The organism is Microbacterium sp. A84 (assembly GCF_051842815.1).
In the GTDB taxonomy this organism is placed as follows: Bacteria; Actinomycetota; Actinomycetes; order Actinomycetales; family Microbacteriaceae; genus Microbacterium.
In genome coordinates this window covers 1,581,404-1,606,807 of the sequence record NZ_JBPXMS010000001.1, presented here as the reverse complement: position 1 = coordinate 1,606,807, position 25,404 = coordinate 1,581,404, and the positions used below count along the sequence as shown (strand labels likewise).

The 25,404-nt window shown below is 63.8% G+C and carries 21 protein-coding genes; 10 read left to right on the top strand and 11 right to left on the bottom strand.

Features of this window, described 5'->3' with window-relative positions:
* The first annotated feature begins 5 nt into the window (after window positions 1–5).
* The 5 genes from ACSU04_RS07740 to ACSU04_RS07720 all read left to right on the top strand — a co-directional run bounded on the left by ACSU04_RS07740 (window position 6) and on the right by ACSU04_RS07720 (window position 3,987).
* Window positions 6–590 (top strand): hypothetical protein, encoded by a 585-nt coding sequence (locus tag ACSU04_RS07740; protein WP_439288981.1) that lies wholly within the window; start codon window positions 6–8, stop codon window positions 588–590.
* Window positions 590–1,957, top strand: a complete 1,368-nt coding sequence (locus tag ACSU04_RS07735) for a glycosyltransferase family 2 protein (RefSeq protein ID WP_439288980.1) — start codon at window positions 590–592, stop codon at window positions 1,955–1,957. The genes ACSU04_RS07740 and ACSU04_RS07735 overlap by 1 nt, the downstream gene beginning before the upstream one ends.
* A 145-nt stretch (window positions 1,958–2,102) precedes the next feature.
* Window positions 2,103–2,819 (top strand): hypothetical protein, encoded by a 717-nt coding sequence (locus ACSU04_RS07730; protein WP_439288979.1) that lies wholly within the window; start codon window positions 2,103–2,105, stop codon window positions 2,817–2,819.
* Between the two features lie 594 nt (window positions 2,820–3,413).
* Entirely contained in the window at window positions 3,414–3,767 is a 354-nt protein-coding gene (locus ACSU04_RS07725; RefSeq protein ID WP_439288978.1) for a hypothetical protein, read from the top strand.
* Between the two features lie 31 nt (window positions 3,768–3,798).
* Window positions 3,799–3,987 (top strand): hypothetical protein, encoded by a 189-nt coding sequence (locus ACSU04_RS07720; RefSeq protein ID WP_439288977.1) that lies wholly within the window; start codon window positions 3,799–3,801, stop codon window positions 3,985–3,987.
* Between the two features lie 99 nt (window positions 3,988–4,086).
* On the opposite strand, the gene ACSU04_RS07715 is transcribed toward ACSU04_RS07720, so the two are convergent.
* The 3 genes from ACSU04_RS07715 to ACSU04_RS07705 all read right to left on the bottom strand — a co-directional run bounded on the left by ACSU04_RS07715 (window position 4,087) and on the right by ACSU04_RS07705 (window position 7,236).
* Window positions 4,087–5,313 (bottom strand): lipase family protein, encoded by a 1,227-nt coding sequence (locus tag ACSU04_RS07715; protein WP_439288976.1) that lies wholly within the window; start codon window positions 5,311–5,313, stop codon window positions 4,087–4,089.
* A gap of 258 nt (window positions 5,314–5,571) precedes the next feature.
* Window positions 5,572–6,354: a hypothetical protein gene (locus tag ACSU04_RS07710; RefSeq protein WP_439288975.1), complete on the bottom strand. Its 783-nt coding sequence runs from the start codon at window positions 6,352–6,354 to the stop codon at window positions 5,572–5,574.
* Window positions 6,355–6,657: 303 nt separating this feature from the next.
* Complete coding sequence (locus ACSU04_RS07705; protein ID WP_439288974.1) at window positions 6,658–7,236, bottom strand: PadR family transcriptional regulator; 579 nt, start codon at window positions 7,234–7,236, stop codon at window positions 6,658–6,660.
* 242 nt (window positions 7,237–7,478) lie between these two features.
* Here ACSU04_RS07705 and ACSU04_RS07700 point away from each other — a divergent pair, with 242 nt between their 5' ends.
* Both ACSU04_RS07700 and ACSU04_RS07695 read left to right on the top strand, forming a co-directional pair.
* Window positions 7,479–8,291: a hypothetical protein gene (locus ACSU04_RS07700; protein WP_439288973.1), complete on the top strand. Its 813-nt coding sequence runs from the start codon at window positions 7,479–7,481 to the stop codon at window positions 8,289–8,291.
* Between the two features lie 77 nt (window positions 8,292–8,368).
* Window positions 8,369–9,949: a response regulator transcription factor gene (locus ACSU04_RS07695; RefSeq protein ID WP_439288972.1), complete on the top strand. Its 1,581-nt coding sequence runs from the start codon at window positions 8,369–8,371 to the stop codon at window positions 9,947–9,949.
* 212 nt (window positions 9,950–10,161) lie between these two features.
* Here ACSU04_RS07695 and wecB read toward each other — a convergent pair whose 3' ends face one another.
* The 5 genes from wecB to ACSU04_RS07670 form a co-directional block, all read right to left on the bottom strand.
* Window positions 10,162–11,328, bottom strand: coding sequence for a non-hydrolyzing UDP-N-acetylglucosamine 2-epimerase (gene wecB, locus ACSU04_RS07690; protein ID WP_439288971.1), 1,167 nt, complete (start codon window positions 11,326–11,328; stop codon window positions 10,162–10,164).
* A 106-nt stretch (window positions 11,329–11,434) separates the two neighbouring features.
* Entirely contained in the window at window positions 11,435–12,016 is a 582-nt protein-coding gene (locus ACSU04_RS07685) for a hypothetical protein (protein WP_439288970.1), read from the bottom strand.
* Window positions 12,017–12,340: 324 nt separating this feature from the next.
* Complete coding sequence (locus tag ACSU04_RS07680; RefSeq protein WP_439288969.1) at window positions 12,341–13,033, bottom strand: HAD family hydrolase; 693 nt, start codon at window positions 13,031–13,033, stop codon at window positions 12,341–12,343.
* A 62-nt stretch (window positions 13,034–13,095) separates the two neighbouring features.
* Window positions 13,096–15,054, bottom strand: a complete 1,959-nt coding sequence (locus ACSU04_RS07675) for a DUF4073 domain-containing protein (protein ID WP_439288968.1) — start codon at window positions 15,052–15,054, stop codon at window positions 13,096–13,098.
* A gap of 177 nt (window positions 15,055–15,231) precedes the next feature.
* The gene (locus ACSU04_RS07670) at window positions 15,232–15,981 is read right to left on the bottom strand and encodes a GntR family transcriptional regulator (protein ID WP_439288967.1); all 750 of its coding nucleotides are present in this window, start codon (window positions 15,979–15,981) and stop codon (window positions 15,232–15,234) included.
* Between the two features lie 57 nt (window positions 15,982–16,038).
* Here ACSU04_RS07670 and ACSU04_RS07665 point away from each other — a divergent pair, with 57 nt between their 5' ends.
* Window positions 16,039–17,526 carry an L-serine ammonia-lyase, iron-sulfur-dependent, subunit alpha gene (locus ACSU04_RS07665; RefSeq protein WP_439288966.1) on the top strand — a complete coding sequence of 496 codons (1,488 nt, stop codon included), beginning with the start codon at window positions 16,039–16,041 and terminating at the stop codon, window positions 17,524–17,526.
* Window positions 17,527–17,544: 18 nt separating this feature from the next.
* Here ACSU04_RS07665 and hrpB read toward each other — a convergent pair whose 3' ends face one another.
* Both hrpB and ACSU04_RS07655 read right to left on the bottom strand, forming a co-directional pair.
* Window positions 17,545–20,139: an ATP-dependent helicase HrpB gene (hrpB, locus tag ACSU04_RS07660; protein ID WP_439288965.1), complete on the bottom strand. Its 2,595-nt coding sequence runs from the start codon at window positions 20,137–20,139 to the stop codon at window positions 17,545–17,547.
* 96 nt (window positions 20,140–20,235) lie between these two features.
* Window positions 20,236–21,891: a DUF222 domain-containing protein gene (locus ACSU04_RS07655; protein ID WP_439288964.1), complete on the bottom strand. Its 1,656-nt coding sequence runs from the start codon at window positions 21,889–21,891 to the stop codon at window positions 20,236–20,238.
* Between the two features lie 156 nt (window positions 21,892–22,047).
* Here ACSU04_RS07655 and ACSU04_RS07650 point away from each other — a divergent pair, with 156 nt between their 5' ends.
* Both ACSU04_RS07650 and ACSU04_RS07645 read left to right on the top strand, forming a co-directional pair.
* Window positions 22,048–22,869: an ABC transporter ATP-binding protein gene (locus tag ACSU04_RS07650; RefSeq protein WP_439289438.1), complete on the top strand. Its 822-nt coding sequence runs from the start codon at window positions 22,048–22,050 to the stop codon at window positions 22,867–22,869.
* Window positions 22,866–23,600 (top strand): ABC transporter permease, encoded by a 735-nt coding sequence (locus ACSU04_RS07645; protein ID WP_439281530.1) that lies wholly within the window; start codon window positions 22,866–22,868, stop codon window positions 23,598–23,600. The genes ACSU04_RS07650 and ACSU04_RS07645 overlap by 4 nt, the downstream gene beginning before the upstream one ends.
* Before the next feature lie 111 nt (window positions 23,601–23,711).
* Here the strand turns inward: ACSU04_RS07645 and ACSU04_RS07640 are convergent, their stop codons facing one another.
* A complete protein-coding gene (locus tag ACSU04_RS07640) occupies window positions 23,712–25,319 on the bottom strand; it encodes an SPFH domain-containing protein (protein WP_439288963.1) in 1,608 nt (535 codons plus the stop codon).
* Between the last annotated feature and the right edge of the window lie 85 nt (window positions 25,320–25,404).

Sequence of the window (25,404 nt, the reverse complement as noted above, 5' to 3'; positions counted from 1 at the left end):
CGAATATGAAAACAGCTTCTCGGCAGGCGATGCGAGCAATACGTGCACTCCTCGGCGTAGGGCTTGCTGCGGGCGGAGTGGCGTTGATGATGAGTCACGACCTGCTGAGGCAAGGAGAGACCGTTCTCGCAGGTGCCCTCTCGCAGTCGGTGACTCCAGGTGAGACCTACGTCGCTGCCGATGCGCACGCGTTCTTCTGGGCTTCCGCTACGCCAGCGATGCACGGCCTTCGCGTGACAGCAGAGTGTACTTCCGCATTTCTCGTCGGACCGCTGCTCATCCTCGCCGGTCTGATCTTGGCGAGTGGTCGTTTCGGCCTGGGGCGAATGCTCGCCGCAACCGGACTAGCAGCCACGGTTCTGGTGCTCGCAAACCAGGGACGGCTCGTGCTGATCGCCTGGGCCACAGCGAAGTGGGGCGTCGCTGACGGATACCAGTGGTCACACACGGTCGGTGGTTCGCTGGTCGTCGGGCTGGGAGTCGCGTTGGCTCTTGGTGTGTTCATCGTGATGCTCGCAGCACGTCGCAAGCAACGGGGTCGTCGGCGCGAGTCGTTCCAGTCAGACCTCAGCACGCATCCGGCGAACTGATGGAGATCCAGACTGTAGTCGGCGTCGCGCAAGCGCTCAGCGTTCTCCTGAGCGTCTCGTTCTTCGGGTACATCATCGTTCTGGTCGTCCCCTTCTTGCGCAGCACGCCAGACGAATTGGGAGACGCGAGCAGTTTCGACTGGCATTTCTTCGTCCCCTGTCGCGATGAGGAAACAGTTATCGCGACGACGCTCGAGTATCTCACCAGCACGTTCTCCGGCGCTCACGTCTGGATCATCGACGACGCCTCCGATGATCGCACCGCACAGATCGCAGCAGAGTTCTCTCGCACGAACTCATACGTCCACCTTGTGCAGCGATATCTTCCCGAGGCTCGCACGGGCAAAGGCGATGCGCTGAACGCGGCCTACGACCAGCTGAATGAATTCCTCTCGCTCGATCCGACGTACGACCGCGCCCGTGCCATCGTCTGCGTGGTTGACGCCGATGGCGCGCCCGCTGCGAACTGCCTTGATGTGGTCAGCTCTCCCCGACTTTTCGGTAAAGCGGATGTGGGGGGAGTGCAGATCGAAGTCCGGATGAAGAACTGCGACGATACCCCTCCGGGCAACCGAGTCCAGCGTTTCGTCGGTAAGCAACTCGTACGCATGCAAGACATCGAGTTTCGGACTGTGATTGCTGCCGTTCAGCAATCCCGTCGCACGAGCAACACCGTCGGATTGGGCGGCAATGGCCAGTTCGCAAGGCTCACTGCTCTTGACAACTTGCAGGCGCATTTCGGTCGCCCGTGGCACGGCTCACTCCTCGAAGATTTTGAGCTGGGATTGCATATTCTTCTCCTCGGCTGGCGCAACGCGTACACGGCGACTACGCATGTCGCGCAGGAGGGTCTCCACTCCACGGAGCGATTCATCGTGCAGCGCACCCGATGGGGGCAGGGCGTCATGCAGTGCATCAAGTATCTTCCGAAGCTGTGGAGCTCACGCCACGTCAGCAACCTCGGAGCGCTCGAGGTGGGGTACTACCTGTTGCAACCGTGGATCACGCTACTGGGCACTCTCATCTATACCATTCCCGTCGCCTGGTTCATCTACGCTCTCGTGACGGTCGATGGCCTTATAGGGCACGTGCTCAATGGCTGGATCGGAGTCCTTCTCCTCTTCTACACATTCTTCGGCGTTGGCATATTTGCAATCTGGGGAATCATCTATCGAAATCGGTTTACTCCCGAGCGCCATCCGATTGTTGGACTTGGCTGGGGGCTGGCCTATTTCATTTACGTATACGGCTTCTATCTGACAACCTGGCGTGCATTCTTCCGGATCATTCTCGGCCGAAGCGGATGGGCAAAGACTCGTCGCAATGCCGAGGTTGACGTGCGCGGACCGGTCGCTCTCGACCATTGACCGAGAAACCACCGATCCGGGACAAGGTGTGCAACGTGTTTTCCCACGTCTTTGGAGGCACGCGAACTGCGAATAGCCTGAAATCTCAAGACATCTCTGTTCTGCCATTTCGAACTGAGTTGTCACAGATTCAATGGGAGACACAGTGATTAAAAAGAGTTTGACAGCTGCAGCTGTTGCCGCCAGCGCATTCCTATTCGTTCTCGGTGGTACATCGTCAGCGATGGCCGCAGACAACCTCGTCGAGAACGGTGGCTTCGACGCCCCCGGCTTTGACGCGAACGGCGGGGAATTCTGGCTCGGAGAGGACTTCGGTGCCTGGGAGATGACGGGTCAGAAGATGACCGATGAAGGCCCCTTCAAGACGATGAGGGTCTATTACCCGGCCATGGGTGAGCCGGAAAGGGCGTACGGCGCCCCCTATGTAAGCGGCCCCTGGTCTGTTCTCACCGGAGGCATTTCTCAAACGATCGCGACCGTGCCCGACACGGTTTACAGTGTGACCTTCGATACTCGCCGCGCCGGCTGGAACCCTGGTGTGGCGGAGGGGTGGGATCGGAGTAACCCTGGTCAAGTCTTGATCGACGGAGCTCCCGCGTACAGTTTTGCGACACCGGTGGACGATTCAGTACTCATTTCCGCGCAGTCGTTCGTTTTCAAAGCCACAGGCACAAGCACTGTGCTGACCTTTGACATCCCTCAGCTCAGGGCAGTTGGTCTCGACAACGTCTCGGTCACCGAGGCCCCTATCAATGACAGCCCGATCATGATCCCGGCTATCGCAGGCGGAATCGGAATTGCCGCACTCGGTGCTGGTTCAGCATTCGCCATCAGTCGCAAGAACAAGCGCGCCGGTCAGTAATTCGATCCATGAATACAGCAGGCCCGACGTGGTGGAATTTGCCTCGCGTCGGGCTTGTTGTATTTGCACGAAATACCTCTTGAATCACCAAAAACCACCGTTTCGGGACGAGGTGTGCAATGCGTTCTCTCGGGCCTTTGGTGGCACGCGAACTGCGAATAGCCTGAAATCTCAAGACATCTCTGTTCTGCCATTTCGAACTGAGTTGTCACAGATTCAAGGGGGAGACACATAGTGATTAAAAAAACTTTGACAGCTTCAGCTGTCGCAGCGAGCGCATTGCTTTTCGTTCTCGGTGGTGCATCGTCAGCGATGGCGGAGGCGCCCGTGACAGACGGAGCCATTGTAACGAATGGCTACTTCGAACCCGGGTCTATCTTTAGCCTAAACAACGGCGAGTTCTACCCCGGAGATGCAATGGGTGCCTGGGATGTTCACGGGGACGACCCAAACACTCCTGCGGTCCAGGTGTGGTCATGGGATATGGAAGGGGTCGGAGCAACAGTTGCAGCGCCTTACACTCACGGTGGCTGGCTTGCCGTTCATGGGTCGATCTCTCAGTCGATATCGACTGAGGTAGACAGGACCTACACGATGACGTATCTATCACGAGCAACGAGCCTGACACCGACTGGTATCGGTTGGGGTGGGGGCAACACGAGTTTTGTTGAGATTGACGGCGTGAGGGCAGATACCTTCCAAGCTGTTACGGATCCGCTCTACTCAACCCGCACGTTCACATTTACCGCCACGAGCACGAGCACTCTGATCACCCTCGGGAGCCTAGGTGTCGGTGCCGTCGGATTCGACAACGTGGTTGTCACCGCGGCGCCCATCAATGACAGCCCGATCATGATCCCGGCTATCGCAGGCGGAATCGGCATTGCCGCACTCGGTGCTGGCTCAGTATTCGCCATCAGCCGTAAGAACAAGCGCGCCGGTCAGTAATTGATCGTCCGCAACGCAGTGAGGGAGTTCCATGTATAACCCGTTCCCGCCATCAGCCGGTGGCACTGTGGGCACGCTCGCAATCACTGGCGCGGCTACCGGGATGAACTCGATTGCGTTGTCCATCGTCGCAATCGTCGCCATCATCGGTGGGTTGCTCGCTCTTCGCACGGCGAAGATGCGCAACCCTGAGGTGCCGGCTCTGGGTTCGATGGAGTGAGCGCGGGCTGAACCTGCTCCCAGCGGGAGCGCAAAAGAGCCGGAGAAGAGCTGATGCTCGTCTCCGGCTCTTTTCGACGCTAGATGCGCCGAATATCGGCTACGGTACCGGGATTGGATCCGGCACCGTCTGAGGGCTGCCTGCCGGCGCACATGTGGTCGGTGCGTCGACTCCCTCGAAGCGGTCAGCGAACCACGACATGTATTCGCTCGAGGCATCCTTCGGTATCGTCTGGTGAGTCGCGTCGGAATAGCGCGTGTATTGCACGGGCTCACCGAACGCGCAGACGCGTTCGACGTACTGAGTCGTCGCGTTCGGATTCACGACAGTGTCGGCGGTTCCCTGCATGACCAGAACCGGCACGCTCGGTGCGGTGTAACCTGCCGTGTTCTCGTCGAGCCGCTTCTGCCAATCAGCTGGTGTGGTCGGCTGCATGAGCGTGGGGTACGGGTCGGGCACGTTCGAATTGATCACGTACGCGAGATGGTTGACGCACTGCTTGGCAGCACCGACGAGGGCCTTCTCTCCCTCTGCGGTCACCATTCCCGAAGCTTCCAACTCCGGGTAGGCCGCGAGGAACCCGTGAACCACATTGAGTTGGAGTGCGACTGAGTGCGCTGAAGACGTCGCATTCGCCGGACCGGGTTCGACCTGCTGTGCGAACTGCGGGCCGTTGTCGGCCGCCGGTGCGAGCCCTGCAGCCCCTACCAACTTCAGCGGCGCACCGTATTCGGTGTTCTCCGCCATCCATACCGCGGCCCCGCCACCCTGCGACCAGCCGAGCACGGCCATGTCATTGCCGGCGTGGGTCTCTTCGATCTGCTGGGCCGCCTTCACCGAATCCCATACATTGTTCGCCTCGGAATCCATCACGGTGTACTGCTGAACCCCGGGGGTGCCAAGGCCCTGGTAGTCGGTGGCCACCACGACATAACCGGCGCTGAGCATCTGTGCCAAGGAGGGCACGCCTGAATCCTGCTGCAGGGGGCTGTCGTAGGTGAAGTAGTCAACGAGATCAGTCGCGACTTCTGCGGCCAGTGACGGCGCGCAGTTGCGGCCGCCGCCCTCAGTGCCGTGCGCCCAGGCGATCACCTTGCGATCGTCGTCGGGAGCGTCGTCGTCGGGTGCGACCACGAACCCGGAAACGGCGACCGGGGTACCGTCGCCGAGTTCTGAGAGGTAAAGAATGCGCCAGGCGCGCGCTCCATCGGGGGCGGGGACCTCTTCTGATCTGATCAAATCGCCGTTCTCTCCGCTTGGCAAGGGCGTCGGGGGCTCATAGAAGACGGGAATGGCGTACTGGCCATCCGTCGTTGTCGCTGCCATTGGCTGGTTGCCTTCGCCCGCACAGCTCGTGAGCAGCAGAGCGCCACCTAGTAGCAGTGAAGTGGCACCGATGCTTGTTCTTCTGCGTCGCCGATTTGTCGGAACGCTTCGATTCTGTAACTTCATGTTTCGAACGCTAGCAACGCGTATGAGCGGATTCTGGGGCTCCTAGAGTCCTAGAAAGAACCCGTAGTCGACGCCTCCCGGCAGAGGGTTTTCGGCGTTCCGTTTCTGTGGTCTGCTCAGAGAGCGGGGAGCCTACCGCGCGACATTCAGACCGGAGCGATCGTTGCCCCGAGCCCGGTGCAGCGCGGTGAGCAGATGGTTCGCCGCGTCAGCGACGTCGTGAAGATCTCCGGCTCGAGCAGCCTCGAGAGGGGAACGCTCATCGAGTGACGGGTTCGCTGCCAGGAACCAAACATCGGCCGTCGCTCGCGGCAGAAAGGAGTGCAGAGCGATCAGCGTCCGGTACAGCGAATAGAGTCTGCGGGCCGGTTCACCGGTCGGCAGTTTTCCTTCGTTCTTCACCCACCGGTACGCGATCTTGGGATTCTGCTCGCCGGCAACAATCGCTGCCGTCAGCGCACCAAATCGGTCGGTGATCACCCGAGCAACTTCCAGAATCGGAACGAGTGAGGGCTCATGCCAGAGCGCGGTGGTGATGGGCTGACGCCCGGATGCCACGTCGGGGCGCTGTGCAAGCCGAGGACTCCACGCAGCGGCGCTTGATACTTGCGCGAACCGGTTGTCAAGCATGAACTGCAGCGGCTGCCCGTCATCGAGGAGCGGGTGCGGCGCGAGAAACCACGCGCTTGTCTGCTCTTGAGTTCGTGTCTCACGCACCTCGCTCCAGATGCGATGTGCCGAGTAGAGCCGACGCAGGGCCTCGGCGGCGGGTGTCGTACCGGTGGGACGAACCCAGCGGTAAGAGATGCGCGGATCCTGATAGCCGGCCAACTGCCCCACAAGGCGTGCACCGAAAAGCGCGACGAGCTGGCGTGCGACCGTACGAGGATCAATGAGGGATCGTGCAAACCTCATCTGCTCCTCATCGGAGCTTCGCGCGACGTCTGGCATGGGCAAAGCCGTCATCTGCGGGGCCACAATCGTTTGCGCGGCGCGCTGCTCAGATGGACGCGTCGCTGCAAGAGGCGGGACGAGGTCCGAGGTGAGTGAAGGGGCCGGCATGTGGCACATGCTAAGCGGGGCAGCGTGCATGCAGAGTCGAGCAATTGTGGATTCGGTGCAAAGATCACCCCCGAATCGCCCGCGTGCTCCGTTGCCGCATCGACGCTTTCACATAGCGGGCCTCAGATTGCGACAGAGCGCTAATCTCGGCTGGTGTTATGGCTCTTCAGCCGGCGTGCGTCGCGTCTGCCACTTCGTCCGGAGTACTTCGAGCTGCTCGAGCCACATGTCCAATGATGCGCTGTTGAGCGTGTGCATGTCTTCGAAGAGCATCGTGGCGACATCGAGGGTCATGCCGGCAGCTTCCTCATCGAGGATGAGGTTGCGTGAGCGGTTGCGGAACCGGGCGATCTGAGCGCGGCGAAACGCGATCTCGGTCTCGATGAGCGCGGGGATGCTCTTAGGGCAGATTGGGCCGAAGAGGCCGTATCTGACCGTGAAGTCTGGTTCCTGCCAGCGCGTCGGCGGCGTGTATTCAGATGCAGCGAGCGTGCGAATTCGTGCGATTCCGGAGGGTGTCGGTGAATACACCTTCGCATCGGGTGCGCCCGCGCGTTTCTCGACCACGAAACTGACATCGCCCTGTGCGGTCAGCCGCGCCAGAGCCTTGTAGATCTGGGATTGGTCAGCGTTTGCGCGGACGAAGAAGCCGTCCCGCGCGAGCCATTGGCCCAGGTCGTAACCCGAGGCGGAGTGCCTGGCCACCAGTGCGAGAAGCACGTCTTCGAACTTCATTAAGTACTCCCAGTTTCTTCCCCACGATCAGTCTAGAGGAATTCTCCTTTAGGGTCTACGCTAAGGGTGTCGTCCCATAGGAGATCCGGCGGGCGCACCACTTACTCGCTGAATCGCAAGGGGTGATCTTGCGGGTGAAGTCGAAGGTGCCACGGTAAGGGAGCCGTTATCTCCGGTCGGAGCCTGCTCGTATTTCAGTAATCTGCCAGGGGAGTGGCGGTCAAAAAAGGGGAGAGGGAATCATGGGGGTAATTGGTGTGCCTGCAGAGCGGGCGACCTTCAGTTTGGATCGTCACGTCGATCTGCGAGGACTCGTGCGTCGTGAAGGGATCGCACAGAAGCTGACGCAATATCGAGGCTCGTCAATCATTGAGCTCCGTGGTGGAGCTGGGTGGGGGAAGACGGCTGCCGCGCTGACCTACGCCGCGGAGCGACGGCGTTCGGGTGCTGAGGTGATCCTCATCGAGACCGATGGGAACGTGCGGATCTGCCCAGCCTCAGATCATGCAGCGGTGTTGTACGTTCTCGATGACTGCAGCCTCACGGACGCGGTGATGCAGGAGCTTCTCACACGCGTGCAGGGCGATGACAACGTACAGATCCTGGTTTGCTCACGTGAACGGCATCCGTTCATCAGGCGAGCGCATTCTCAGGCTCTGGTCACGCGAAGCATCCACCTCAACGACTTCCGCATGAACGCACAAGACCTGCGCGAGATCGCGCGCGTTCGCGGTATTCACCTGGATACGCAGCGCGCCGAGTATGTGGCCCACGCCGCCGGCGGATGGCCACTCGTTGCTACTGGTTTTCTCGATCTCTACGCGGAGGGTGCCGGTGAAACCTCCGTGGCATTCATCGACCAGCTCGTCACTCGCAGCTTTGAGTCCGTGCTGTCCATCCTTCTCGGTGACGGCGCACTCCCGCTGCTTGCGAGGGCAGCGCTTTCAGACAGCGTTTTCCGCGATGCACCACAACACTCAGCAGAATCAGACGCGCTGCGCTCACTCATCGACCGTGTGCACCGGCTCGGCCTCGGTGAATGGGTCTCGCGGTGACCGACGCGCCGGTTTTTATTCTCAGCGATTCACTCCGACAAGGTGCGCTTCGCGCCCTAGGCGCTAATGACAGCGCGGTGAGCACAGCCGCAACGGCCATGGTGGCGCGGCTGATGAAGACGCGTAATTATGCCGATGCGGGGCGGGTTGCTCTCCTCGGGCGCCGCTGGAACAGTGCCTCACAGGCGATGCGGTACGCCGTTGCGCGGGGAGAGATCGCGTTCACGGATCTCTTCACGCACGAGCTCGAAGGGGTGTCGTATCGGGAAGCTCTTCCAGATCCTTTCCTGGGCGTTGCAGTCGCCCTGAGTGCACATGGTCGGATGCTCGACAGCGCGCGCGAAGAGCTCCTGGCTAGCGGTGTGACAGATTCGACGCGGGTCGGAGAGCATGACGATGACGCGCTGACCTCGTCAGAACGTAAGCCTGCGGACGCGCAGTCTGAGATCAAGCTGTGGAGGGCGACCATCGAACTGGTCGCATTGCGGGCTCTTGGAGACTGGAGTGGACTAGCAAAGAGCGTGCGCACAGCAACCGCAACCGCAGCCTTGACCCCGAAATCAGCGCTCGCGCAGGTGGGTGCGCTGCGTAGCTTTCTGGCCGCTCAGATAGAGCTTGCTCTGGCGTTCCTCGGTGAGCCTGAGTATCGCTCAACCGAGAGACATCGTCGGCTGGCAACGGCGTTACGTAGCAACGACGCGACCTGGGTGCTTGGATCTGTGGCGCTCGCCGCCGCTATTCGCGGTGAAATTGCAGAGGCGAAGGCGCTGTTGCGCCCGATCGAGATGGAAAGCGGAAGCGTCAGCGATCTCCGCGCAGCTGAGCACGTGAGCGCAATGGCTCTCATCGCTCTTGAGACTGGCGACGAAGCAGCCCTACGCAATGAGCTTGACGCACTGTCTCGTCGTGATCTCAGAGATCCCGGCCTGGAAAACCTGCATGCCTTTCTCGAAGCAAGACATGCCTATCTGCGCGGCCAACCTGAGCGTGTCTTCGACGCATTGCGAGGAATAGAAAAGGGGAGTGGAAGCCCGTGGGTACACGCTGAAGCCATGGCGTTTCGCATTGAGCACTACCTGGCGGACGACCTCTTCACCCAAGCGCAGGCCATGCTCGAGGAGGTGCAACGCACCCCATACGCGCGCTGGCACGTCATCCGCCTTGCTCTCGCGAAGAGCCGCTTCGCACAGGATCAGGCTGAGGCAGGCCTGAAGATTGCGGAGTCGGTGCGGGTTGCCGATGGAGCCACGTCGCGCAACCATGCGCGTGCTCTTGCCATCAGCGTTGCCTGCGCCCGACGACTGGGCGACACGTCTTACGCCGATTCGTTGCAGCGAGATATGCGCTTCTTCTGCCTGCGAGGGGCGTTGCAAGAGCCATACGACGACTTGCCAGAGGGGATGAGCGGGGGCGCCGTCGTGGCGGCTCCACACATCCGTCCACCGCTTCCGGTGCCGTTAGAGCGGGTCGAACTCACCAAGCGTGAGATCGCTGTGCTGAATGCGCTGAACGAGCTGAACGGCGCAGACGAAATTGCGGTGGCGTTGCATGTGTCGAAGAATACGGTCAAGACGCAGTTGCGTCACATCTATCGCAAGTTCGGGGTGCATTCGCGCGAGGAAGCGCTCCGCGCGGCGACCGAAGAAGGGCTGCTGTAGCCAGTTCCTGCCTTGTGGGGGTGGATGGGGATCCACCCGCACAAGGCAGGAGTGCGGCTACTTAGAGCACACGATCACGATCCGTGGGGCAGACCGCGCATTACGACGGATTCCCGACTGGGGAACACCCGCTCATCCGTCAGTTGAAGGTATCTCTGCGTGGCAAGAAGTGCGCGCCGGGGGAAGCCGATTCCCAGAAGTCACCCTCATGATCACCGCGGCTGCAGCGACGAGTGAAGATCCATCAGCGGTGCCGCGATGCCGAGGTGCTCGCGGATCGCGGTCACCACGCGCCCGCTGGCCAGACCATCGCCGAAGGGACTCACAGCGTGTGCCATCGCGCTCCACGCAGCGGGGTCATCGTTCAGCGCGTGCAGCTGTATGAGTAGAGCGGTCCCGTCACCGCCGACGAGCCGTGCAACGCCTGCGTCAATCGCTTCGGGTCGCTCGGTGCTGTCGCGTGCCACGAGTACGGGGACGCCGAAGGCGGGCGCTTCCTCTTGTATGCCGCCGGAGTCGGTGACGATGACCCAGGAGCGCTTCAACAGTTTCACCATGATCAGATAGTCGACAGGATCGATGAGGTCAACATTCGATAGATTCGCAAGTGCATTGCGGACAGCGTCGCGGACGACCGGATTGCGGTGCATCGGGAAGACGATGCGGATGTCGGTGTTGGCCCGCGCGAACTGCGCGAGCGCCTCGCTGATCGCCCCGATCGCCGAGGCTTGGTTCTCTCTACGATGCAGAGTCACCAGCAAGACACGATCAGTTGCGGGCAAGTCGTCAAGATGTGCGAGCTCGGCAGGCCAGGCCGCTGCGTCAGATCGCACAGCGGCCCAATGCAGAGCGTCGATGACGGTATTGCCGGTGACCGTGATCTCATTCGCGGGAACGGCCTCATCGATCAGATTCTGTTGCGCCCGCGGCGTCGGGGCCAGATGCACCTGCGCCATGCGGGTGATGAGCTTGCGGTTGCCCTCCTCGGGGAACGGGCGCCAGAACTCGCCCGAACGCAGTCCCGCCTCGAGATGGGCGACGGGCGTCTCGCGATGGTACGCCGCAAGGGCGGAAGCTGCTGCGGTGGTCGTGTCGCCGTGGACCAACAGGATGTCCGGGCGCTCATCGATGAGGAAATCATCCATGGCTCTTGAGACACGTCCGAACAGCGCCGTGAGCTGCTGTCTCGGCTTCATCACGCTGAGGCGTACATCTGGCTTCACATCGAAGATGCTCTCGACGCTCTGCAACATCTCACGATGTTGTCCCGTCGAAACCACGATCGTCTCGAGGTCGGTGCGTCTCTTCAGCTCGTGGATGACGGGAGCGACCTTGATCGCCTCTGGTCGAGTCCCGTAAACGACTGCGATCTTCTTCATTCGGACGATCTCCCACGATATTCAAGCAGTGATAGCGCGACCCTATGGCGAGCGTGTACGCACGCGGGCGCGTACTGCGTGAAGGGAGATGAGGGTCACCCCGGGGTCACCCTTCTTGCGACGACTTACGAAGGCTGCGGATGCCGACTCCGATGAGCGCGGCGGCGAGTGAAAGCAGGATCACGTACACCACGAGGTCGATTAGCAGAGTGCTGCCGGCCCAGACATTGTCGAGAAGCAGGATGGCGGCGACGCCGGCGGAAATGGCGACGAGGCGCCAGATGAGGGCATCGTTTGCGCGGCCGTGAAACATGTCGACCACTAGCGAGACAGCCACTCGCGCGGCGATGAACGCACCACCGAAAACGATGATCCATGAGAAGAAGTACGTCTCGATGATCGTGAGCCTTAGTGCGAAGGCGGCGAACAGCAGGAACACGTAGATGAGTGCGATGGTCACAGCGCTGCGCGTCCGAGTGTGGGGCAACCGCAGATCCGACAATGAAGCGAGAACCGTTCCGCCAGCGAACGCGATGATCATGACGATTGGTTCACCGGTCAGCACAGTTGTACCTGCCCCGAGCCACAGCATTGTCGAAACGAATGCGATGGCAGAGATGTCGAGAAGCACCGCGACGATGGTGCTGCCGACAGTTGGGGGCACCTGTTCGCGCGTGACTTGTCGCACTCTCTTCTCGATCGGTTCTGACGCGACTGGGGACACGTGAGTCTCTCTCATCTTTGGCTTTCTGACGGATTGGCGCGACATTCCTGTGCCGGCGAGCACCTGGGGAGGGAAATCGCTCGCCGACACAGTAAACGAGAGCGCAGCCTGTCGCCCACAGTCACACGGCAGGCGAGCAGGGCTTAAGGGGGAGGAACGCTCTCGCCTGCTGACCATAGGGCGCTCGATGTTGCGCGTCGGCGAGACTGCTCGACTGTGTCGTGAAATCACCCTCTGGTTCATCACTCACCCGTGGAGCAAGCCAAACCCGACTGACTGTGCCGAAGGCTAGTACCGGGCAGTTGCAGGGCGCAGGGGCAGATGGAGATCCTGCAGGCCGCGCCCGCTCAGCGTCGGCCAGAGCACATCGGCGCTGTCGTCGGCGAGCGGCAAGTGATGTGGCACGCCGACCGTTGCCACACCTGCTGCACGCGCAGAGGCAAGGCCGACCGGAGAATCTTCGATCGCGATACAGTCCAACGGATCGACGCCCAGCAGTTCGGCAGCGCGAAGATAGGCGTCGGGGAACGGTTTGCCCCGTGAAACATCGTCGCCAGTGACGATCCTGTCGAATGTCCCGGAGGGGAGGGTAGTGAGGATCTCCTCGGCGTATCGCCGGTAGGACATCGTCACCAGAGCCAGCGGCACGCGAGCGGCCTTGATTTCGCTCAAGAGGCTCCGCGCGCCCGGGCGCCAATCGATTCCCTCGGCGCGGGTGCACTCCAACGCCAGATCGAGCCAGCGCGCGACGATCGACTCGGGTGAACCCGATGCTCCGAGTTCTTGGATCACACGCGCACCATCGGGCAGAGCGAGTCCGATCAGCTCGTCGAGCGCTGACCGCGGCGCGACCACGTCGTCCTTCGCCAGCATCCGCTCGGCCGCGGTGATCCAGTGGCCTTCGGTATCGACAATGGTGCCGTCCATGTCCCACAGGACCGCGGCAGGCGGACGACGGGTGTGTGTTCGGGGGTGAAGCATTGGATCTCCTGTGGTGGTACGGCAGTGCCCCGCCCTCGGGAAGGGCGGGGCACTGTGGAATGTCAGTCGATGCGGATCGGCTCGGATTCGATGGTCGCCGGAGCGAGGCCCTGAACGGTGCCGGTCACCTGGACAGTGATGTCCTGGCCCTTCCACTTGCCGACCAGGTGGAACCGATCGGTCGTAGCGCCGTCGATCGGCTCGCCGTCGGCCATCCACTGGTAAGCGAACTCAGTGCCATCGGTCCAGTCGCCCTCTTCGACCGTGAGCTTCGCACCCGGCTTGATGCCGAGGTGGTGCGTGGAGACGATCTTCGGAGCACCAGCCACGATTCCTTCCACGGTCGTGCTCGCGACGAGCGGGTTGGGGATCACAGCCTCGCGCAGCCAGGTGTCGCTTGCGAAGTCATAGGCCTTCACCACAACTCGGTCGCCATAGGCTTCGAGCGTCAGCCCCTGGTTGATGTCGCGCGTCACGATCTCGTCGATGCCGGCGGTGTTCTCTCCACGTGCATCCCATTCCACGTGCATCGCGATGGTGTTCACTGCCCAGAACCCGTCGGCGTGCCCATCCGCGGTACGGCGCTGCACTGCCCAGTCGCCGAGCTCGGCGGGGTAGTGCGTGTGCCCGGAGAACACGATCGCGTTCGGGTAGTTGCCCAGGATGCTGGTGAGCCGGTCGTTCATTTGATGGTGACCGTGGTACCAGGGGATCCACGACGCTGACACCGTGTCGCCGAGAGGGAAGTGCGTCATCACGGCGACCTGCTTGTCGAGCGCGGTCCAGTGAGCGAGACGCTCCTCGAGGAACTCCACCTGTGCATTGCTCATGGCAACGTCCGTGGGGCTTGCGAACTCCTGGCCGAGGACGATCACGGGCAGATCGCCCGACGGTCCTTCGATCACGTACTCGTCCCACACACGGTCGCGCTCAGCGAACGTGAGGAACCGGTTGCTGTTCGCGCCGAAACCGCCGGCGGCATAGCGCTCGTGGTTGCCCATCGACGCGATGGTCTGACGCGGGCGGATGTCGGCCGTGGCATCCATCACGTCATAGATCTCATCCCATTCCGCGTCTGAACCGGTGTTCACGATGTCGCCGACCATCAGCATGGCGTCTGCACCCGGCAGGAGCTCGGCGTAGTCGCCGAGAGCGTGCTGCAGATCCTGCGGGTGGCCCTGGATGTCACTCATCACCCAGGCGCTGGTGGGGTCGCCGGTCGGAGCGGCAAGCGCCTCGTGCACGGTGACAGAGTCGATCGCCCAGTATCGAGCGTCGGCGCCGCCGGACAGGTTCCAGGTGAAGACGGCGTTCTCGGCTCCAGCAGGAACTTCCACCGTGACATCCTGCGCGTAGTTCAGCTGGCGCGCGTCGTAGCCGTCAGCGACGGACGCAGAATCGAGCCGCAGGATCTCGGTCGATTCACCGCCGTCGAAGCTCACCTCGACCGTGCCGGACTGTCCCGCAGCGCCTCGATAGTGGCTGTCGAAGGTGAGGCGTACTGCACCCAAGGCCTCGACGGAGACGGGAGCGCCGGTGAGAGTGGTGTCGAACGGCAGGTCCCCGAACTGCTGCGCGTCGGCCACGACGATCGTGTCGAGCGCACGGCCGAAGCGTTTGCGCATCTCGTCGACGTCGGCGGTCCATTCGTCGCGGGTGGTGAACTGCCAGCCGCGGTACTCGTCGGCGCCCTGGTCGGTCATGGACTCGTCGAAGCTCACGGTCCACTGGTCGGCCCCGTTGGTGCCGAAGGCTTCGCGTGCGATGACCTCGTCAGTGTCATTGTTCGTGACGATCGGGTCGATCTCGACGGCGGCGTTCGAGTCACCCGGCGCAGGCTGCTCGGGGTCGCCGGTGATCGTCAGGGTCGATCCGGCCGGAATGTCGACAGCGGACGGGACGGTGAGGCCGAAACTGTCGACTGCAGCGGCGGGAACGGCGGGAACGGCGATGAGGCCGATCGTCGTGGCAACGACGATCGCGCGCCGCAGATGCGGGCGGGAGCGGTTGAGGGGAGGCATCGTGATCCTTTCGGCGGGCGCCGGGGTGGCGTTGCCTCGAGTCTCGACACCGTCTTCGAACGTTCGATGAACACCTCGCCAACGGGGTGCGAAACCGGCCGGTATCCGCCGAAATGGCAGGGACGGCTGTGCACAGCTGTCCAGTTGCCGTCGTCAGCGTCAGCGTCAACGTCAACGTCAGGAGAGGGTGCGGGTCCATCCTCCGGGTTGGGCATCTGAGGTTGACGAGGCCTCGAATGACACGGCATCGGGCAGATAGCGATCTTCGGTGAGGTCAAGCGGGCGCCCGTCACGCGCGAAGGCCTGTCGCCGCACGCGTAGCAGTGGGCTCGACCGCCGCACGCCGAGCAGACGTGCATCCTCACTCGAGGCGGCGACAGCATCGATCCGGTGCGAACCGAATACCTCGCCGTGGCCGGCCGCCTCGAGCACTGCCGCATGGGAGGGCGTGTCGACGGGCAGCCCGCGTAGTGCGGTAGCGATCCACGCTGGATACACGGGCCGCTCGATCATCACCACGTGCCCGTCGAGACTGCGCAGTCGGGTGAATCGCAGCACGAGGGACCCCTGCGCGATCCGCAGCATCCGTGCCTCATCTGCGGTCGCGTGCGATTCCTGCTCCTGGACGACCTGTCCGCCCGGGGTGAGACCGTGATTCTTTGCCCATTGGGCGAAGGAACCGAACGCGGCGAGACCCTGTGTGTGCGCAGACGATTGTACGATCCACCCGGCGCCGGCTCGTGAGGAGACGGTGCCGCGCCGGGCGAGCAGAGCCAGGGCGCTGCGCACGGTACCTCGCGCGACGCCAACTTCGGCGGCCAGAGCTTGTTCGCCCGGCAGCATGGACCCAACAGGGAACTCTCCGTCGGCGATCCGCTGTGCGAGACGGTCCGCGACATGGCGATAACGCGGTGCGTCGATGGTCACGCCACCAGTCTGGCCCAGAACGGCGCACGAACACGCCTCCCGGCGTAGCCTGGAGTCGTGACAGCGTACGTCTCGGCATTCGACTTCTTCTCCATCGGAGTGGGGCCTTCGAGCTCCCATACGGTCGGGCCGATGCGAGCGGCGCTCGACTTCGCCCAGCGACTGAGCGCCAGCGGCGCACTTGCCGATGTCGCGCGGGTGACCTGCACACTGTACGGCTCGCTCGGGGCGACCGGAATCGGACACGGCACACCGGATGCTGTCGTGGCAGGTCTGCGCGGACTTGCCCCGGAGACGTGTGAACCCGCCGAAGTGCGTGCCGCCTGGACGAACTTCCCCGAGGGAATGGGACTTCTCGTTGACGGTGTGCACGAGGTCGCGTTCGCTAAAGACGACATCCAGTTCGCGCCGCGCACGCGGTTGCCGGGGCATCCGAACGCGATGACTCTCACGGCGCTTTCTGCCGACGATGCTGCGCGTGCAGAGGAGACGTACTACTCGGTCGGTGGTGGATTCATCCGGCGAGAGGGCGAGGATGCTCAGATCGCCGCGAGCGGGTTCCCCTTCGCTTACCCCGACGCCGCGTCGCTGCTCGATCTGTGTGACGAGAATGGCCTCTCAATCGCCGACATCGCGCGGCACAACGAGATGGCGCTGCGGTCTGAAGAGGAGGTCGCCGCCGGCCTCGACGCGATCTGGGATGCGATGGCATCCTGCGTGGATGCTGGTCTGCACGCCGACGGTGTGCTGCCGGGCTTCCTCAAGGTCAAGCGTCGTGCCGGCGCGATACGCGAGCAGTTGGAATCTGCGGAAGCCGATGGTGCGCGGGAGATTCCTGGCGAGTGGCTTGGCGCCTTCGCGCTCGCCGTCAATGAGGAAAACGCTGCCGGTGGACGAGTCGTCACCGCGCCGACGAACGGTGCTGCGGGCATCCTTCCGGCGGTCGCGATGTACTGGTGGCGGTTCCTCGCTGACTCAGGACTCGGGGCGGGCAATGCCGTCACGCCGTACGGCGAGCTCGTCGGCAGTGCGCTGCTCGGGTTCGGTGGGGAGGTGACGGCCGTGTCGGATGCCGATGGCGAGGTGGTTGCCGAGGCGAACCGTCGCCGTGGCATCCGCCGCTTTTTGCTCACCGCGACCGCTCTCGGATCGTTGTTCAAAGCGAACGCGTCGATTTCTGGAGCGGAGGGCGGATGCCAGGCGGAGGTCGGATCCGCATGTGCGATGGCGGCCGCCGGGCTCACCGCGGTGATGGGCGGCACCAACCGGCAGATTGAGAATGCCGCCGAGATCGCAATGGAGCACCACCTCGGCCTCACCTGCGACCCGATCGGCGGACTCGTGCAGATTCCGTGCATCGAACGGAACGCGATTGCAGCATCCACTGCGGTGACCGCTTCGCGCCTCGCCTTGCGCGGCGACGGGCATCACTACGTCTCGTTGGACGCCGTCGTAGAGACGATGCGGCAGACCGGACTCGACATGTCCACGAAGTACAAGGAGACCAGTGAGGGCGGCCTCGCGGTCAACGTCATCGAGTGCTGAGCGCCTGTGGTGGCTCGGTTACTTCCCCGCGGCGCGACGCGTGGTGTGCCGGGTGGGAGCCGTGGACCAGGGGTCCTCAGGCCATGGATGCTTCGGATATCGTCCGCGCATCTCTGCGCGCACCTGCGAATACGGACCGGCCCAGAACGATGCGAGGTCATCGGTCACGGCGAGCGGATGCCCGCCGGGGGAGAGCAGATGGAACAGCACTGGCACTCGCCCGCCTACGAGGCGCGGAGTCTCCGCCCATCCGAAGCACTCCTGCAGTTTCACGGCTACGACGGGACGCGCAGTCGGGTCATCGATAGGCGGGTAGGTGAGACGGACGCGTGATCCGCTGGGTACCTCGAGGCGTTCAGGAGTTAGCGCGTCGAAATCCACCGCGGCCGGCCAGGGAAGCACGCGCCGAAGCGCCGAGGTCAGATCGATGCGTGCGGCCGGTGTGCCGGTGGCGAGGTTCGAGAGTTCAGGGCCGAGCCAGGAATCGAGGGCGCCGAGGAGTGCGGCATCCGAGACATCCGGCCAGGGCGACCCGAGCTCGCGGTGCAGCAGGGCGAGTCGCCGCCGCAGGCCATCCGCGGCCTCCGACCACGTGAACACCCCGAGGCCCTGTTCTTCGACGGCGCGGCGTGCGGCATTTCGGCCGCCTTCGCCTGCCTGAACGCGCACCGGGACGGACGAGCGGACGATCGCGCCGAGCCGACGCTCGCGACGTGCCTGGACGCGACCATTCACGAACTGCGCTTCGATCCGGTCAGTGATCAGATGGGTGGCTGCCTGCTCTGCCTGGCTTTCCGAGATGACGGCGGCGGAGCGGATGATCGCGCCAGTGCCGGCCGTTGCTCGCCCCTGCGCGCGGGTGACATCAGCCACCGCCAGCCACTCGGCGCCCGCGAGCGGACCTGTGATCCCGGCACGGGTTCCGGAGGCGAGGAGGAAGGTAGCGCCGTGCGCCGAGTGATCGACGCGGCGGGCGATCCGCTCGGGGAATGCGAGTGCAATGACGAGTCCAACCTGATCGGTGCCTCTGCGCTCTGTACCTGTCGTGCTGGTCGTGCTGGTCTTGCTGGTTTTGCTGGAAGTGGAGGTGAAGCGTTCGAGGCGTCGGACTTCCTGCTCCCAGCGGCGGGTGTCAGGGCTTCGTCCGTGTCGCAGCGCGATGAGCGTGGTCGCGACATCTCCGTCCGCGACACGAAGTTCGCCGCCGATCAGGGCGACGACCTCGGCTGCGGTGCGCGCACCAACCAGCCCGCTGCCGTCGCGAAGTGCGCGGGCAAGGCGAGGATCGGTCGGGACCTTGGCGAGCTGTCTGCCTTCGGTGGTGGCTCGGCCATCGGCATCGATTGCGCCGAGTCCGTGCAACACGGCGAGGGCATCGCCCAGGCTGTCGGTGGGGAGCGGATCGACCAGTCGAAGACCCATACCGCCTGGCGCGCCCCAGCAGGCGAGAAGCAGAGCGGCGTCGGTGAGATCCGTCGTGATGATCTCGGGGGCAGGTCGTGCCGGGGCTGCAGCGAACGTCCGCTCGTCGACGCAACGGACCACGACGCCGGGGCCTTGTCGGGTGGCGCGTCCGGCGCGCTGAATGGCAGAAGCCCGGGAGGTCGGGCCGGTGACGAGTCCGCTCATGCCCCGTGCCGCATCGCGTTGCGGAGCACGAGACAGGCAGGTGTCGACGACGAGGCGCACGCCGGGGACAGTCAGCGAGGACTCGGCGAGCGAGGTGGTCACGATGATCCGCGCAGGCTGGCCCGGATTCCGCCCGCTGATCACGGCATCCTGCTCAGCGGCAGGGATCTGGCCATGCAGTTCGCGAACGTCGAACTCCGAGGCGAGACTGCGGATGCGCCGGGCGATCTCGGATACCTCGCGCGCACCCGGCGCGAAGACGAGGGCATCGGCGGTCGGATCGGCGCGCACCAGATCGCGGTGCGCGGAAACCGCCGCGCTCGCGACGTGGTCGAGGAATGCCCAGGTGACTCCGCGCTCGTCCAACCGAGGCGTGGGACTCGGCGCCCAGCGCACATCGAGCGGATACGCGGGAACCGTCTGCGTCACGACCGGGGCAGGGGATGCGTCTGTGCCGAGGACTGTCGCGAACCGCTCGGCGTCGAGCGTCGCAGACATCGCGACGAGGACGAGATCTTCGCGCAGCTCGCGGACCTCGCCGAGCAGCCCGATCAACAGGTCCGTCTCCAGTGCGCGCTCGTGCACCTCATCGATGATGACGGCGCCGATCCCGTCGAGCCCTGGATCATCGAGCAGGCGGCGCAGCAGCACACCGGCGGTGACGAATTCGATCACGGTGGAGGGTTCGACGTGGCGCTCGCCGCGTACGGTGAATCCGACGCGGGAGCCGAGGGGGGATCCGTCTAACTGCGCGAGTCGTCGGGCGGCGGCGCGGGCGGCGACCCGACGTGGTTGAGTGACGATCACGCGGCCCTCAACGCGATCGGCGACGATCGGCGGGACGAGCGTGGTCTTGCCCGTTCCCGGTGGTGAGCTGACGACGACGGATGCGCTCCGGTCGAGTATGGCGCCGAGGTCATCAACCGCGGACGCGAACGCGAGCCCGCGACCGATCCTCGACAGGTCGAACGGCGCGTTGGTCACCCTTCCAGTCTCTCGCGTTCGGAGGGAGTGTGCTCGCAGGCCAGGGTTGTCGCGTCTACTCAGGGATCGCGCTTGCTCTGCTCCCAACGCTGCGCATCACCAGGCGGTGCGGGCTCGTTCCCTCTCGCCGTCGATGGCTTCGTCGACTGCGGTGTAGTTCAGGTGTGGTGCTCGCCATCGGGCGTAGGGGTCCCACCAGTTGGGTCCGCGGATTTCGGGTGTCCCGTCGCGCATTCGGATGAGCCAGATGTGTTCGTCGAGGGTGCGGTGGTGATGCCAACACAGCGGTACCCCGTTGCTGGTGTGGGTGGGTCCGCCACGGGAATGCTCGGTCACATGATGGATTTCACACCATTCCGCACGGATGTTACATCCGGGGATGAGGCATTTGCGGTCGCGGAGCACGATCGCGCGGCGTTGGCGGGCGTTGAAGATCCGCGCAGTGGTGCTGATGCCCACGATCGCACCGTTCTCGTCGAACAGCACACGCTCCACACCGCCCGCGCATGCGGCGTGGTCGGCGGCACCGAGGGGCACGTCGTATCCGGCGCCCTCGACCGTCGCGCGCCCGGTGCGGTGGGCGTAGTCTTCGGCGCTGACGGAGACGACGAGGGTCGGTGCGGCGCCGCCGAGGGTGGGCATGCCGTCGGATGCTGCTGCGACCATGATGATGCTCGCGAACGCGTCGTGCCGTTTCTGCGCATGCGTGCGCAGGTCCGCGGCGTCCGGTGGGGGCGACGCGGCCTTGTGGGGCGGGAGGCCGTCGGCACGGACGGTGAGCGTGTCACCCTCGGCCGCGGACGCGACATCAGCCGCCGTACTGTACTTGGCCTCGAAACCGTCACCGTCATCGTCACTGTCATTGTCGCCACCACTGCCGGCACCATCATTGTCGGCGACGTCGTCGGAGGGTCGGAATCGCACTCCGCTCCCGGTACGGGCCTCGTCGTCGACTTTCGGGTTCATCAGGCTGTCGATCAGCTTCTCCAACTGGGCGGCGACTTCCGGAAGGAGCTCACCGCGCACGGGAACGGATCCATCGCGGAGGCGCCCGATCGTGAAGTACCGGCGGCGCTTGCCCGCCCGGTCTTTCGGCTCCGCACCGTCCGGGTCGAGGCGGTCGATGATGTGCGCGGTCAGCCCGGCGAGCTCATCCGTCGTCGGCAGCGGTGCCGTCTCGCGGGCCCCGGACGCGTCGTCATCAGCGTCGTCATCAAGCGAGAGGTCATCGTCATCGCCGTCCAGCGGCCGTCCGGTCGCGAAGCGTGCGAGCACGGCATCCGCAGCCAACCGGTCCGCGGTCCCTAGGCGTCTGGCCTTCAGCAGCGGTGTCGTACACGCCAGGAACCCGCTCAACGACATCGCCCCCGCAGCCAGTTCCGGGAAAGGCGCCGGTAGCAACCCACCGGAGGTGATGTCCAGATCGCGGTGCACCGCCGGCACCGCCGCCACGTACCGGCGGGCCGCAGGGCCATCAATAAGCAGTGTGCGTCGCAGCAGTTCTGCGGCATCCCGGCATCCGAGCTGTGTCGTCAACCGGGCGTCGCGTTCACACTGATCCCGCTCGACCACCCGATCCGTGGATTCAACGATCGCACCATCCAGTCGGCGCTGAATACGCCCCAGAGCCTGCACGACGTCGAGAAGTTCACCGTCATTGACGAGTCGCACGCCACCACGCGCGGTGGAACCGGTCATCGCGTCGGCCAGCTGCCGATCGATGTTCTCCAGTTCCGTTGCAAGGGATGTCATACCTCTATTACACAGGAGGCCACGGACATTCGTCCGCCAGATAAACCGCAGATCAGAAGCTATTCACGAATGGTGGATAACTCCACAAACAGGCAGGCCTGTGCAGAACAACTGGTATGGCGCGCAGGCCGCAGCAGGTCAATAATTCAAGACATGATGACTCATGAGCGCGCGGCAGATCGCGATGCCGTGGTGATTGACGGTCTGCACGTCCGTCGGGGGAACCGGCGCGTGTTCGACGGGCTGTCGCTGCGCATTCCTCGCGGCGAGGTGATCGGGCTTCTCGGACCGTCCGGATGTGGCAAGACGACTCTGATGCGCACGATCGTCGGCGTGCAGCGCACGCAAGGCGGATCAGTGACTGTGCTTGGAGAAGCCGCTGGATCTCCTGGCCTCCGTCGCCGGGTCTCCTACGGCACGCAGGGCGCGGCTGTGTACACCGACCTCAGCGTGCGTGAGAATCTGCGGTATTTTGCATCCGTCCTCGACGCGCCGCGCGATGATGTCGATCGCGTGATCGCCGAGGTGGGCCTCAATGAGCATGCGCAGCAGCCCGTTGCTGCTCTCAGCGGCGGCCAGCTGAACCGGGTGTCATTGGCGGTGGCACTGCTGGGTTCTCCGGAACTGGTTGTCCTTGACGAGCCGACGGTGGGGCTTGACCCGGTGTTGCGCTCTGAGCTCTGGGCGTTGTTTCGTCGCATCGCCGAGGCCGGCACCACGATGCTCGTGTCGAGCCACGTCATGGATGAGGCGCTGCGCTGCGATCGGCTGTTGCTCATGCGCGAGGGACGGATTATCGCCGACACGACTCCGCACAGCCTGCTCGAGACCACGGGTGAGAAAGATGCTGAAGCGGCCTTCCTTACGTTGATCGAACGTGACGTAGCGGATGCTCGCGACACCGAGGCTGCACGAGCTAGCGCCGCGCCGCCGCCGGACACGCGTCGCTCACGCCGAGAGCAGGAGGGGGAGCGATGAACTTCCGCTGCACTTTCGCCACGGCGGGGCGCGTGCTCAGTCAGCTGCGCCACGATCCGCGCTCGATTGCCCTGATGCTCATCGCCCCGAGCCTGCTGGTGGGGCTGTTCGCGTGGTTGTTCGCGGATCAAGAAGGCGTCTTCAATCAGTTCGGCGGTGCGATCCTGGCGCTGTTCCCGTTCATAGTGATGTTTCTCATCACCTCGATCACGACGCTGCGCGAGCGGCGGTCTGGAACTCTCGAACGGTTGATGACGACGCCCCTCGGCAAGGCGGACTTCATTCTCGGCTACGCCCTCGCGTTCGCTCTGATGGCCATTGTGCAGGCGGTGATCACCGTTGCCTTCGCCGTCTACGTCTGCGGCTTGGAGATCGACGGGCCACTCTGGCAGCTCGGCGCGGTGGCGGTAGTGGATGCCGTGCTCGGCACGGCCCTCGGACTACTGGCCAGCGCTTTTGCGCAGACCGAGTTCCAGGCGGTGCAATTCATGCCGTTGCTGGTCTTCCCACAGATCATCCTCGGTGGGCTCTTCATGCCCCGCGATCAGATGCCCGACGTACTGTACGCGATCTCTGACTGGCTGCCGCTCAGCCATGGGATCGACGCGATCCAGGCGGTCGCTGCGGGGGATGAGGGATGGGATGTCGGGGGTCCGATGCTGATTGTGGCGGCGTTCGCGGTCGGTTTCCTCGTGTTGGCGCCGCTGACGCTGCGCCGCCGCACGCAGTAACCCGCCGCGCACAGTGACCCGCCGCGAACAGTGACCCGCCGGCCCCTGAGGCCAAAAAATGCCCCGCCATGGATCCTGGAGGATCCGCGGCGGGGCATTCTGTGTTGGTTATCAGCTTGCAGCGGGCGGCGCCGGGGGCGTCGCTGCGGACGCGGGAGCCTTCGCCTTGGCTCGCTTGGGCGCCTCGGCGGGAGCCTGCGCCTGGGCGATGCTGGTGCCGATGCCCCGTCCGACGGCCTGGCCCTGGATGATCCCGGCGAGGTCGAGTCCGGTGGCCGCGCTCACGCTGTCGAACACCGACTTCAACGCTTTAGCGCTGTCGGCGCCGACAACGCTGGAGGCGCCGTCTTCACCGGAACCGCCGATGATCGAGACACTGCCGATCGTGGCGTAGCCCTTGGCGAACTCGCTCATGATGCTCGGCAGGACGTCGAGCACGCGCTGCGAGAGGAATGCTTCCTGGTTCGAAGCGATGGCCTTCGCTTCTGCTTCGAGGGCGGATGCTCGCGCGTCACCCTCAGCGCGGATGGCATCGGCTTCTGCGTTGGCGCGCAGGCGACGAGCCTCGGATTCGGCCTCAGCGAGAGCGCGGAGGGCGTTGGCCTCACCTGTTGCCTTCGCTTCGGCGGCGTGGGCTTCACCGGCCGCGCGGGCCTTGTCAGCCTCTGCCTGCTGTTCGGCGATGCGGGTGCGTGCCTCTGCCTGCTTGACCTGCTCGATCGCTCCGGCCTCGGCCGCCTTCTCGCGCGTGTACAGCTCGGCCTGCGCTCGTGTCTCGGCCTCGTATCGCTGTGCATCCGCGACACGCTTGACGTCGGCATCCAGCTGCGCCTGACGGTTCTCTGCCTGCTGCTGGAGAACTGCCTGCTCGGCCTGGGCGCGCGCGAGGTGCTCTGCCTGCTCTGCCTCAGCACGGGCACGGCCGATGCCGGCATTCGAGTTGGCGGTGTTCGTGTCGAGGGCGGTCTGCTCGACCAGGTTCGATTCCTGGTTGGCGATGACCTTCTGGTTAATCGCACGATCAGCGTTGGTCTGCGAGATCTCGGCCGACTGGCGCTTCGACTGGATCTCCGGCGCACCGAGGGACTGGATGTAGCCGACGGCGTCGGTGATGCCCTTGATCTGGAACGAGTCGAGGATCAGACCCTGCTCGGCAAGATCTTGTGAGACGTCTGCAGCGATCTGGTCGGAGAACAGCTTGCGATCGCGCATCAGCTCGACGACGGACAGGGTCGCGACGATCCCGCGGAGAGCACCTTCGAGCTGCTCGGTAGTGAACTGCTCGATGGCGGAGTCCTGCGAGGCGAAACGCTCTGCGGCGCGGCGCACATACAGCGGGTCGGAGCCGATCTTCACGATCGCGACGCCATCGACGTTCAGAGTCACGCTGTCCAGCGACTGCGCCTCGGCGTTCAATGAAACCTGGCGCGAGCGCAGCGAGATGATCTCGTGGCGCTGCGTGATCGGGTTGACGAGCGACTTGCCGTTAACGATGACCGTAACGGGCGAGTCGACGATTTCAGAACTGCTGGTGCCATCCGCGGAGACGATCGCGCGTTGCACTTTCTGCTTGCGGCCCGAGATGACGAGTGCCTCATCTGCGCGCGCCACCTTGATCCAGCTGCGTGCGAGCAGCAGTGTGATCAGGCCGACCACGATAAGGACGACGACAGCGATGCCGACGAGAATTAGGACGCCAAAGGCTCCTGCGATCTCCATATAAGTACCCTCCCTGTGGTCCGCTTTCGCGGAAACTACACAGAGTCGACTATGCCAGAGATGGCCGGCGAACAGTGGGGGTGTG